We start from the raw sequence: 11596 nt of genomic DNA, 5'->3' as shown, positions 1-11596 counted from the left end.
GACTACTCGTTGCGGCGGCGGCGCTTGACGAGCCGGAATTCGATCTGACCGGAGGTCAGAGCCTCCAGCGCCCGCGTGGTGAGCTTCTTCTGCTCCCCGAGGCTCATGGCCTCGTGCGGGAGCGCGTTCAGCTCGCGGGCATACTTGGCGGAGACCAGAACGCCCAGGTACTTGCTCTGGGTGCTGGCCGCGATCTCGGCAGGGGTGAAGACGCGCATCGGGGCTCCTTCGGGGTCGTGCGGGCCGGTGCGGGAAAGATCGGAAGTATAACCCCCCGTGGGGTGTGCGGTCAGGGGGGCGGCCCCGGGCGCTCAACGGGAGCGGACTGCGTCTCCTCCTCCTTCTCCGGACGGGCGGGTCCCTCGTTCCGGGAGCCGGGCCACCCCGAGCTGCCGGGCACAGGCGTCCGCGTAGGCCCGGACCCGCTCTCCGGCGATCGTGTCCGGATCCGCGGTCAGGAGGCGGACGGTGCGGCGGCCATCCCGGTGGACCAGCTCCACCTGCTGGACCGTTCGTCCCACACCGTAGCGGGCGGGAAGCAGCACGCGCCGCAGGGCGATACCCTCGAAGCCGGAGTAGGGCTCGGTCCACCCCGCCCTCCCGGTGAGCCCACGGCGCGACATCGTCACCGTGTCGGCGTCGAACCGAAAGGTCCGCTCGACGAGCAGCGTGCGCGCGGCGGTGACCGCCATCCAGGCGCCGAAGACCGCGAACGCGGCCAGGGGCAGCACCAGGTCCCACGGACGGGGCGTGCGGGGGAGCACCCGCGCGAGGCCGACCGCCCCCAGGAGCAGGAGCCCCACCCCCAGGATCAGGAGCACGGCCCCGGTGACCCTGGCCGCGGGCACGACGAGGAGCGCGGGACGCTGCCCCAGGTCCACGAAGGGGGTGTCCCGGGTGAGCATCTGGGGTCGGGGGACCGGACTCGACATCGAACCAGAGTATCGGGGAGAGGCGCCGGGAGGCACCCCGGCCCCGCCCACACCAGGGCTCAACCGCCCTCGCGGGCCAGCTCGCCCTGGAGGGTCGCGGCGATCTCCGTGACCCGGTCGCGGAGCTCCGGGGCCGCCGCCGTGGACGGCGGTCCGCTCTCCGCCCAGCCCCGCAGTACCCGCACCGTGTCCTGGACGTCCTCGTTGACCAGCAGATGCCGGAAGCCGCTCGCCTGGTCGAGCTCGTCCAGGGCGGTGCGCAGCCGCGCCCGGGTCTCGGCCTCGGTCTCGGTGCCCCGACCGCGCAGGCGCTCCAGGAGCACCCGGCCCGAGGGGGGCAGCAGGAAGACGCAGACCGCGTCCAGCACCTTCGCCTGGACCTGGAGCGCGCCCTGGACGTCGATGTCCAGGACCAGGGTGCGACCCTCGCGGCGCGCGGCCGCGAAGTTCTCCAACGGGGTGCCGTACAGCCGACCGTGCACCTGGGCCCACTCGGCCAGCTCGCCCCTGGAGATGCGGGCGCGGAAGGTCTCCTCCTCCAGGAAGTGGTAGTCCACCCCATCGCGTTCCTGGCCGCGGGGGGCGCGCGTGGTGGCCGACACGGAGAAGACGTAGCGGGGATCCGTGCGCACCAGCGCGTGCGCCACCGTGGTCTTGCCCGTCCCACTGGGCGCCACGAGGACCAGCGCCGACGCGCGTCCGCTCATGGCCCCGTCTGCGGGCGGGCGGCGCCGGAGGGCACCGCGCTCGAGGGAAGCCGCCGTCCCGAGCGGCTCACTCGACGTTCTCCACCTGCTCGCGGATCCGCTCGATCTCCTCCTTCATGCCCACCGCCGCACGCTGGATGGTCGCGTCGTTGGCCTTGGAGGCGATGGTGTTGGCCTCGCGGTTCATCTCCTGGACCACGAAACCGAGGCGCTTCCCCACCCCCTCGTGATCGGGGCCGTCCAGCGCCTCGGTGAAGAGCTGCACGTGCGAGCGCAGCCGCACCAGCTCCTCGTTCAGGTCCCAGCGCTCGGCCAGATAGGCCACCTCGCGCGCCAAGCGGTCCTCGTCCACCTCCACACCCTCGGTGAGCTCGCGGATCTGCGTCCGCAACCGATCGCGCTCGGCGAGCAGACGTTGCGGTGCGCGCTCCTCCACGACCGCGGCCAGCTCCAGCAGCACGCCCAGGGCGCGTCGCAGATCGGCCTCGAGACGCGTGCCTTCGGCGCGCCGCTGTTCGACGAAGCCCACCAGCGCGGCGCGTGTCATCTCCACGAGGAGGTCTTCCTCGATCTCGAAGACGCGCGCCCCCGGATCCGCGCGGAAGAGGTCGCTGAAGCGCGCCATGGTGCGCAGGTCCGGAGGGCCGGCCAGACCCAGCTCCTCCTGCATCTGCAACAACGCACCGTGATAGGCACGGGCCCGCTCCAGATCCAGCTCGGGGAGCGTGCCGTCGCGGGAGATGCTGCCACGCTCCCAGCCGAGCGAATACGTCACGTGTCCGCGCTGCACGGACTCCTTCAGCAGCTCCACCACGCGGGCCTCCCAGCGGTCGGCGCCGGAAGGGAGACGGATGCTGGAGTTGAAGAAGCGGTGGTTGACGCTCTTGATCTCGACGCGGAGGGTGCCGCGCTCGGTCTCGCGCGTGCATTCTCCGAATCCGGTCATGCTGCGGATCATTCAGATCTCCGGAAAGCGGTGCGGCCAGCCGCCGTTCAGTTCCACAAGGCCCAGCGCACGCCGTACGCCGCGCGTGTGAGCGGAAGCAGCCGGTCGGGGAAGTCCTGGTTGTTGCGGCGGATGGTCAGGTTCTCCCAGGTCACGAAGAGCTGGACGGAGACGATCCGGATGTGCAGGCGCGCGAACCAGCTCTGGTGGAAGGGCACCTGGGCGAGCGTCGGCGCCGCACCCGCGGTGCTGGTATCGGCGACGAACACGTCCATGGCCTCGCGCTCGCGCACGCCCGTCTCGATGAGCACCTCCAGGTTGCCCGTCGGCAGGAAGGTGTCATGGAAGAGCACGCTGGCGTCGTACTGCAGTCGCGGCAGGTAGGGCCAGGGCGCCTCGTCGTCCCAGAGCACCGCGCTCCCGCGCGCCGACAATCCGTCGAAGATCAGGAGCGGGAGGGTGGCCTCCGCCTCCCAGCCCTGCCGCTCGCCACCCGCGACCCGGCCTTCGGTGGCGTCGAAGACGAGGCCGTACGGGGAGATGGAGTCGACGTCCAGCGACAGCCGCGCGCCCCGCAAGGTGACGCCGGCAGCGGCGAAGGACGCGCCCAGACGTCGCGTGGTGCGCTCGTCGAGCGCGCGCGGCGTGGACGGAAATCCCGCGAAGAGCGAATCGTCCGGCGAGATGACTCCTCGCCAGGGCACGCCGACGCTGCCCCGGTCCAGCTCCGCGAAGACGGACACGCCGTACAGCGGGGCCGACCACGCGGACAGGTGTGTGCGCAGTGCGCTGACGCCCTCCCACGATTCGCGACGGAGCCCGGCACCGACCCCGCCGAACGTGGTGGAGGCGAGCGTGGCACGCGCGTCCATCGTCCAGGACGGAAGCCCGTCTCCGTCGATCCGCCGGACCGAGCCGTCGACGCGCGCGCCCTCGCGTGACCATCCCGCCTCGAGTCCCACCTGGCGCACACCGGGAACCGAGAACGAGTCGCTGGCCTCCACCGACGAGGACGTTCCGAACACACCCAGCGTGAGATCCTCCGTGGGCGCGAAGCGCATGCGTCCGATCCAGTCCGTGCGGTCCACGTCGGCGGGCGCGTAGACGCTGCGCTGGGCCGAGCGCTTGAGCAGGGACACCTCCGCGCCGAAGCGCTCACGCGGCGCGATCGTGTAGCGCAGGAAGGCGCCACTCGCGACGCCGCGGTCCTCCCCACCCCGCCCGCGGGTATCCACGCGGTCGAGCGTGGCCACCAGCGAGCCACCGGGTGCCCGCGGCAACGCGAAGGTGCCCCGGAAGAAGTTGGTCTCCAGGTCGCCGGTGCCGGCTTCGATCTGGCTGTAGGGACGCGGATCGTCGAACCGCCGGCTGTCGAGTCGGATCTCGACACCACCGGGAGCACGCTCCACGCGCACGCGGTCCAGCCCCGCGAGCCCGACCAGGGACAGGTCCACGACGCCCCCCTGGAGCGGCACCAGCTCCACGCCGTCCTGGATCACGCGCACGCGCCCCGCCGTGGCGCCGAAGGCGGCCGCGACCATCGGCGCGCCGTAGTCGCCGCCCTGCACGATCCGGAGGCCGGGGACGGTGCGCAGCAGGTCCGCCAGCGTCAGCCCCGGAGCGAAGTAGATACCGTCGCGCTCCCACACCCACACCCCGGCACGCTCGGGCCGGAGCGCGACCGGATCGGCGAGCCCGGGGAGGTTCACCACCGCGGCAGAGTCAGCCGGCGCAGCAAGAGCAGTCGTGTCCGCGGGTAGGCTGTCAGGCGCGGCCTGCGCGCCGAGACCCGCCGCGGCGCACGCGAGAACGACGAGCGCTCCGGCCGGAACGGACGCCGGCCGGAGCGCTGCGTAGCTCCTGCGGGGACTCAGGCGGCGCGCGTCCGCACCCATTCGAACAGGAGGCGGGTGGGCACGCCCAGGGCGCCTTTCCGCTGATAGGGAAGAGCGCCGTCTCCGTACGCGGTGCCCGCGATGTCGAGGTGCGCCCACGGGACGTCGCCCACGAACTCCTTCAGGAACATGGCGGCCGTGATGGTGCCCGCCGGTCGGCCGCCCACGTTCTTGAGGTCGGCCACGTCGCTGTCGAGCTGCTTGCGGTATTCGGGATAGAGCGGCAGGCGCCACACACGCTCGCCGCTGCGCGCTCCGGCCTTCTCCAGCTCGGACACGAGGCGGTCGTCGCTCCCGAGCACGGCGGCGGCCTGGTGGCCGAGCGCGATGACCACGGCACCCGTCAGCGTGGCGCAGTCCACGATGGCCGCGGGTTCCTGCTCGACGGCGTAGGCGAGGGCGTCCGCCAGGATGAGACGGCCTTCGGCGTCGGTGTTGATGACCTCGATGGACTTGCCGCCGTAGCTCCCGATGACGTCCCCGGGCTTGGTGGCGCTTCCCGACGGGAGGTTCTCGCTGGAGGGCACGATGCCGATGACGTTGGCGCGCACCTTGGCCTCCGCGATGGCCTGCATGGCGCCGATGACGGCGGCGCCCCCGGACATGTCGTACTTCATGTCCTCCATGCCGGCGGCGGGCTTGATGGAGATGCCACCGGCATCGAAGGTCAGCCCCTTGCCCACCAGGATGAGGGGCGGATCGGCAGCCCGCCCGCCGTTGTGCCGCATCACGATCAGCCGCGGCTCCTCGACGGACCCGCGCGAGACGGACAGCAGGGCGTGCATGCCCAGCTCCTCGAGGGCGGCCCGGTCGAAGATCTCGATCTCCAGTCCGGCCGCCTCGGCCATCTCCCGCGCCTGTTCGGCCAGGTGCGTGGGCGTGGCCACGTTGCCGGGGCGGGACTGCAGGGTACGCGCGAGGTTGGCGCCCCGGGCCGCGGCCAGGCCGTCGCGCACCTCGCGGTTGAGCTGCCCCCGCGTGCCCCCCGGTACGATCAGCTCGAGCGCCTGCACGCGAGGCTTCTCCTTGCCCGGTTCGGCCGGAGCCTTCAGCTCCTCGAAGCGCCAGGCGGCCAGCACCGCACCTTCCACGGCGGCCCGCGCCAATTCGCCCGCCCGTCGTCCCACGGTGGGAAGCAGGAGCGACACCGTGCCGGTCCGGGCCCCTTCCGCGGCACGCACGGCCCGGCCGGCCGCGCGGCGCATGCGCTCCTCGTCGAAGTCCCCCTTGGCACCCAGACCCAGCACCAGGACGCGGAACCGCTCCTCGCCCCTTCCTCCGGCGAGCAGCTGCTGCTCCCCCTCGTCGGTGCGGATCTCGTTCGCGGCCAGGGCGTCCTCGACGACGGCGCGGATGGTGTCCGGGACCACGGCGGGGACGGCGTTCTCGCCGGAGAACAATCCGAACGCGAGGAAGGACGGAGCGGTGCGGGCGGGCGTGGAACGGGTGCTCAGCGAGACATCCATGGACCCCCTCTACTGGCTCTCGTGGATGGCGGTTCCGGCCGGATCCGCCACGGGTTCGTGGTCGGCAGGCGCGAGACGCCACGGCTCCCCGGAGACGCGTGCGGCTGGAACCCGGAGGCCGGGCTGCCACGGACGCTCACCGGCTCCGCTCCTCCGACGTGAAGACGGGGGCGGACGCGGGGGAGGTCATGACGGGCTCGTGGCTCCGGAAGATGGGTCGGGGTGCGCGGCGGGCCGGCGTGGAGGCCCGAAGCTAGACGGACCCCGGAGGAGCGACAAGGCGAGACGGACGACCGGTCGGAGGTCGGTTCCGCGCGTCCAGGGAAGCGCACCGGAGCACGCGGCGGGCTCGAGCCGAGCCGGCGGAGCGGGCACCTGACCGCTGGCGGTCACCGGGTGGCCCATTTCGTGCCAATCCGTCTTGACGAAGGTGCCGTCAGGATCAATGTTGTACGGCCCCTACGCGAAGCGAACGCGAGTCGGCTTCCAAGAGAACTGACGACCGGGAAAGCGTTGCCGGTACAGGGTTTTGAACCGGGCCCTGTGATCGGATCCCGTCTCTTGGAAGCCGACTTTTCGCGTCTCGGCGGCGGACCGTTCGCCGCGCTCTCGTTGCAAGATCGCAACAACCCGGTGTAGCACTCCCACACCCTTGCTGCCTGTCCCACCCGCCCTCTATCTTCGACTTTCGGTTTTTGTTCGGTCACCCAAGGCTGTCTGGGACCTTTCCCATGTCGGACGCCCTCCATGCGCACCTGTCCCAACTGTCGATCCGCCAGGGCCGCTACGCCCATACCGAAGTGCGCCGCGAGCCTGGAAGCCGTCTGGCCCTGTGCCTGTGGCTGCCCACCTTCGAGCTGCGCCTGGAGCTGGCCCGCACTCCCGAGCTGGACACCACCTCGGTCGCGCTCCTGTCTCCCCGTGAGGGAGCGCGTCGGGAGATCTGGCAGGTCTCGGAGCGAGCCGCCGAGGCCGGTGTCCGCCCCGGCATGCTCGTCTCCCAGGCGGTGGGCCTCTCCCCGGCGCTGACCCTGCTCGAGCCCGACCCGGCCCACTACGATGCGGCCATGGACGAGATGCTGGAGGCGCTCTCCGGCGTGAGCCCGGTCCTGGAGCCCGCGGGTCGCGGGCGCATCTATCTGGGGATGGACGGGCTGGGACGGCTCTACGGCTCGCCGGTCCAGCAGGCCCACCGGGCGCTCCGGACCCTGCTGGCCGTCCTGCCCCGCCCCCTCGTGGCCTCCATCCGGGCCGGGTGGGCACCGGGCCGCTTCGGGGCCTGGGTGGCGGCCGTCTCCGCCCCGCCCGGTCGGCCCCGGGTGGTGCGGGAGGAGGAGCTGACCGCCTTCCTGGCCCGCTGTCCCGTGAACGCGCTTCCGCTGGAGCCCCTCACCCTGGAGCGCCTGGAGCGGCTGTCCCTGGGCACGCTGGGAGAGCTGTGCGCGTTGCCCGAGTCCTCGCTGGTGGCCCAGTTCGGGGAGGATGGCCGCAACGCCTGGGCGTGGGGCACCGGTCGCCGCATCGATCCCGTCCGGCCCTGGCACCGTCCCCGCCCCATTCGGGCGGCGCTGGACTTCGCCACGCCGATCGGGCAGTCCGAGACGCTGCACGGGGCGCTGGACCGCCTGCTGGAACGCGTGCTGGGACGGCCGGAACGGCGCGGGCGCAGCGTGCAGGGTCTCCGCATGGCGGCCCGCTTGGAGGGGGGTGGATCGTGGGGGGTGGAGGCGGTGCTGAAGGACCCCACCTCCGAGCGGGCCCGCCTGGCGTTCGTGCTCAAGAACAAGATGGCGCTCTCCCCCCCGCCCCGGGCGGTGGAGGCCCTGATGGTGGAGGTCTTCGAGTTCGGCGCCCCAGCCTCCCAGTCCGAGCTGTTCTCGCGGGCGGAGAACTCCGGCCGTGCGGCCGACGGCTACGGCCTGGCCAGCGGCGAGGTCCCGCGGGGGCTGCGCGAAGCCGTGCGCGAGCTCAAGCTCAAGATCGGCTTCTCACCCCTGTTCCGGGTGGTGGAGGTGGATCCGTGGTCGCGGTTGCCGGAGCGCCGGCACGCGCTGCTGGAGTTCGATCCGTAAGGGGCTGGGTCGTGCTCTTCACCCGCATGCGCTGAGCTCGTCCACGGCGCCGGGACGAACCCTGGCGCCACCTCACAGGCTCGCCAGCACGAAGCTCTGTCGCACCACCGCATCCGCCACCAGGTCGATCTGCCGCTGCAGCGTCTCCCCCGCGATCGGCACGTAGCCGAGCGGCGGCTCCACCGTCAGGGTCCAGAAGCCGGGATCGATGGCGCTGAAGCGGTACTGGCCGCGGGAGTCCGTCACGGTGCTCCGGGCCACGCCGTCGCCGCCCACCAGGGTGACGCGCACACCGGCCACGCCGCCGCCATCCGTGTCGAGGACGTCCCCTTCGATGGTGGCGCCGTCACCGAAGGCGGTGAGCGCCCCGGTCTGGCCGTCCCGGCAGGCCGCCACGCCCACACCGAGCGCGAGGGCGACCACGAACCAGCGGACGGTCGCAGCGAGGAGGGAGCGCGAGACGGTCAGGGGGGCGGATGGCCGCCCCGGGTGCGATGTGCGCATGGAAGACGACTCCTGCTGTGGCGACCCCGAGAGATCCTCTCTACCCGACGGGGACGGGTCGGAGCCACCGGGCCAGGGGGTGGAGCCCGGGGGACTGGACAGCGGACGCGTGTGGCGGGCGGTCCCGCACCTGCCGCGGCGCCTCCGCGACAGGCGAGGGCGAGCGATGGAGCGTCACCTCAGAAGCAGGTTCGGACCAATCGATCCATGACACTGACAGACAACAGGTTATGACTTCCCGCATGGCCAGCCCGGCCCGCGGAACGCGGATTGCCAGGTGCGCTCGGAAGACTGCTGCCCGCGCCTCCTGGAGATCGTCAGCACCTCATGATCCGTTTCCGCATCGTGCTTCCGCTGCTTCTCCTGACCGCGACCGCCTGCGCCGGCTCCTCCCCGCTCGCCCCCGAGACGGAGACCGCACCCACGGACGGGCCGATCCTCCCGACCCCGGACGAGCTGGGTGGCCCCAAGATCAAGAAGGGCGGATTCGATGAGGTCGAGCGCGTCCTCCTCGTCGGAGCGTCGGCGCCCGCGCCGTCGCGCACGCGCTGAGCTCTCCTCTCCACCTCGACGCCATGCGCCCCGCCACCGACCGTCCCGACCTGTTCGACCTCACCAGCGACGGCGAACGCGCGCTGCGCACCGGCGATCGCTCCGCGCTTCGGACCATCCTGCACGACCTCGCCGATCTCTGGGACCGCACGGGTCAGGCGGAGCTGGCTCGGGAGGTCCGACGCTACGCCCAGGACACGATCCCGCGCGACCGGGAGTAGACCGGCGGCCGGAGCCTCGTCCCGGTTCGCGACCTACCCCAGCGCCGATTCGTCCGGGGTCCCCGCGCCCGTCCGGAAATAGGGCTCCCAGGCGCTGGCCGGGGGTGGGGGCGTGAGCAGGCTCACCGTCACCAACAGCACCGCCGAGACCAGGAAGCCGGGCAGCACCGGATCCAGCGTCCCGGGCCCCCATGCCTTCCACCCGAGCGTGGTGATCAACCCGCCGAGCATGGCCGCCGTGGCCCCCTCCCGGGTGGCCCGGCGCCACAGCACCCCGCCCACCACCGGCATGAAGAAGCACGCGGCCATGAGCGCCGTGAAGAGCAGCACGATGAACTGGACCAGCTCGCCCTCCCCCACCCCGGCGAGCACGAGCACGACCGGCAGCGTCCCCACCACCAGGATGCCGATGCGGTCGACCCAGCGGCGGCGGGCGACGCTGCCGTCGGGGGCCACGAGGTTCTGGTAGAGGTCCACCGACAGCGCGGAGCCGGCCACGATCAACAGCGAATCCACCGTGGACATCATGGCCGAGACGATGGCGGCCAGCAGCACGGTGCCCATCACCGGAGGCAGCACGGCGGACGCGACCATGGGCATGGCCAGGTCTCCCGTGGAGAGCCGCGGGAAGAGCACGATGCTGGCGAGCGCCAGGATGAACACCAGCAGGTTGATGCCGGTGCTCATCAGGATGGCGAAGAGGATCCCGCGGCGGACCTGGACCATGTCCCGCATGGCGAAGAGCCGCACGAGCCGCTCGGGCGTGGCCACCGATCCCAGCAGGAACGAGAGCCCCATGGTGAACAGCAGGGCCGGCGGCAGCCCCTCCCACGTGAACACGGTGGGCCGGGCCGCCTCCACCAGCTCGAAGAGGGCGGCGGTGCCCCCCACCTGCCGCAGTGCGAGCGGAACCGCGAACAACACCCCGGCGGCCATGATCAGGAGCTGCAGGAAGTCCGTGTAGACCACCGCCACCATGCCACCCACCACCGTGTACAGCAGCAGGATGGCGGTGAAGCCGATCATGCCCCAGGACGTGGGGATACCGAAGATCGTATGCGCGATCAGGCCGCCGGCCACGATCTGCGCCTGCACGTACACGACGGTGGCGATGAGGATGATCACGGCCGCGAGCCCGCGCACACGCTTCGAGTAGTAGCGCCGCTCGATGAAGGCCGGCAGCGTGAGCTGCCGGACACGCGTGAAGCGGGGCGCCAGCACCGCGGCCAGGAACCAGTAGGCGAGCGGGATGGACAGCACCAGCCACGTGAACGACCACCCTACCGTGTAGATCACACCGATGGTGCCGATGAAGGTGCCGGCGCTCACGTGCGTGGCCGCGATGGTGGCCCCACCCACCAGCCAGCCCAGCTTCCCGCCGGCGATCCAGTAGTCGGCCTCGCTCTGCGTGCGCTTGAGGCTCAGCCACCCGATCGCGAACACCAACGCGAAGTAGGCCGCGAAGACCATAACGCGCGTGCTCATCGGTCCCCGTCCCCGCCGTGCTCCTGCCGCTCCCGGCGCTCGGTGCGCACCATCCAGAGCGAGTACGCGACCACGATGACCGCGAAGGCGACGAACACGCCCCAGAAGACGAAGCGGTCCACGTCACACGCTCCGACGTAGATGACGCCAGCCGAGCATGCCCACGCCCGCGATCACTGCCACCACGAGCGCCTCGAACACCCCCACCCCGGTCAGGGCGCTCGCATCCGCCGGACGGGCGCGCACGCGCACCAGGGCGGGCATGGTGGACAGGTCCAGCCGGTAGCGCCCCTCCCCATCCGCGCGGAAGCCGGACGGAAAGCTCTCCACCAGGCGGGTGTTCGACGCCAGACGGATCTCCGCGGTGAAGAAGTCCGCGGCCACAGCGCCCACGCCGGTCCCGGGCACGAACAGCGGCACGGCCGCGCGCGCATCCGCGTCGCCCGGACCGGGCACGGGCACGGGCACCACGTAGCGCAACTCCACCTGCGCGGTGTCGAGGCCCACCGCAGGCGCCTCCGCCATCCACCGGCGGCCCTCGGCGCGCACGGCCAGCGGAATGGTCCTTCCGTCGCGCACCAGCACGAGGTCCTGCGGCGCCGCGTCCGTGAACGCCAGGGCGGTGAGCGGGAACGCCCGTCCCACGTCCGACATCCGCGCCTGGAGACGCACCTGGACCTGCGCCTCCGCGAGGGTCACTTCCGCGCGCATTCCGTGCAGCATGCCGGCCCCGGCGGTGTCTTGAGCCGCCGCCGGCAACGCCGCAGTGGCAAGCAGGACGCTCACCCCCCACGCGTGCTTCAGGACCATGGACCG

General features: G+C 71.9%; 13 protein-coding genes. 3 read left to right on the top strand and 10 right to left on the bottom strand.

What is annotated here, in order from left to right; translation table 11 throughout:
• Positions 1-2: 2 nt before the first annotated feature.
• The 6 genes from rpoZ to R3E98_10890 form a co-directional block, all read right to left on the bottom strand.
• Positions 3-218 (bottom strand): DNA-directed RNA polymerase subunit omega, encoded by a 216-nt coding sequence (gene rpoZ / locus R3E98_10915; protein ID MEZ4423915.1) that lies wholly within the window; start codon positions 216-218, stop codon positions 3-5.
• Positions 219-311: 93 nt separating this feature from the next.
• A complete protein-coding gene (locus R3E98_10910) occupies positions 312-932 on the bottom strand; it encodes a hypothetical protein (GenBank protein ID MEZ4423914.1) in 621 nt (206 codons plus the stop codon).
• A gap of 59 nt (positions 933-991) precedes the next feature.
• Complete coding sequence (gene gmk / locus R3E98_10905; GenBank protein ID MEZ4423913.1) at positions 992-1639, bottom strand: guanylate kinase; 648 nt, start codon at positions 1637-1639, stop codon at positions 992-994.
• Between the two features lie 67 nt (positions 1640-1706).
• A complete protein-coding gene (locus R3E98_10900; protein MEZ4423912.1) occupies positions 1707-2597 on the bottom strand; it encodes a YicC/YloC family endoribonuclease in 891 nt (296 codons plus the stop codon).
• A 35-nt stretch (positions 2598-2632) separates the two neighbouring features.
• The gene (locus R3E98_10895; protein ID MEZ4423911.1) at positions 2633-4297 is read right to left on the bottom strand and encodes a TonB-dependent receptor; all 1665 of its coding nucleotides are present in this window, start codon (positions 4295-4297) and stop codon (positions 2633-2635) included.
• A gap of 158 nt (positions 4298-4455) precedes the next feature.
• Positions 4456-5946: a leucyl aminopeptidase gene (locus tag R3E98_10890; GenBank protein MEZ4423910.1), complete on the bottom strand. Its 1491-nt coding sequence runs from the start codon at positions 5944-5946 to the stop codon at positions 4456-4458.
• 731 nt (positions 5947-6677) lie between these two features.
• Between R3E98_10890 and R3E98_10885 the strand changes: the two genes are divergently transcribed.
• Positions 6678-8018 (top strand): DNA polymerase Y family protein, encoded by a 1341-nt coding sequence (locus R3E98_10885; GenBank protein ID MEZ4423909.1) that lies wholly within the window; start codon positions 6678-6680, stop codon positions 8016-8018.
• A 72-nt stretch (positions 8019-8090) separates the two neighbouring features.
• Here the strand turns inward: R3E98_10885 and R3E98_10880 are convergent, their stop codons facing one another.
• Complete coding sequence (locus R3E98_10880; protein ID MEZ4423908.1) at positions 8091-8522, bottom strand: carboxypeptidase-like regulatory domain-containing protein; 432 nt, start codon at positions 8520-8522, stop codon at positions 8091-8093.
• A 327-nt stretch (positions 8523-8849) separates the two neighbouring features.
• On the opposite strand from R3E98_10880, the gene R3E98_10875 reads away from it, so the two are divergent.
• Positions 8850-9074, top strand: a complete 225-nt coding sequence (locus R3E98_10875; GenBank protein ID MEZ4423907.1) for a hypothetical protein — start codon at positions 8850-8852, stop codon at positions 9072-9074.
• A gap of 23 nt (positions 9075-9097) precedes the next feature.
• The gene (locus tag R3E98_10870) at positions 9098-9295 is read left to right on the top strand and encodes a hypothetical protein (protein MEZ4423906.1); all 198 of its coding nucleotides are present in this window, start codon (positions 9098-9100) and stop codon (positions 9293-9295) included.
• 33 nt (positions 9296-9328) lie between these two features.
• Here R3E98_10870 and R3E98_10865 read toward each other — a convergent pair whose 3' ends face one another.
• Genes R3E98_10865 through R3E98_10855 form a run of 3 tightly spaced genes read right to left on the bottom strand, consistent with a single transcriptional unit; the run spans position 9329 to position 11590 of the window.
• Positions 9329-10780: a sodium:solute symporter family protein gene (locus tag R3E98_10865; GenBank protein MEZ4423905.1), complete on the bottom strand. Its 1452-nt coding sequence runs from the start codon at positions 10778-10780 to the stop codon at positions 9329-9331.
• Positions 10777-10902, bottom strand: coding sequence for a hypothetical protein (locus R3E98_10860; GenBank protein MEZ4423904.1), 126 nt, complete (start codon positions 10900-10902; stop codon positions 10777-10779). The genes R3E98_10865 and R3E98_10860 overlap by 4 nt, the downstream gene beginning before the upstream one ends.
• 1 nt (position 10903) lies before the next feature.
• Positions 10904-11590 carry a hypothetical protein gene (locus R3E98_10855; GenBank protein ID MEZ4423903.1) on the bottom strand — a complete coding sequence of 229 codons (687 nt, stop codon included), beginning with the start codon at positions 11588-11590 and terminating at the stop codon, positions 10904-10906.
• Positions 11591-11596: the final 6 nt, after the last annotated feature.

The sequence above is a fragment of the Gemmatimonadota bacterium genome (genome assembly GCA_041390125.1).
Lineage (GTDB): Bacteria > Gemmatimonadota > Gemmatimonadetes > Longimicrobiales > Gaopeijiaceae > JAGQIF01.
The sequence above is the reverse complement of the archived record's forward strand: the minus strand, read 5'-3'. Positions and strand labels throughout refer to the sequence as shown.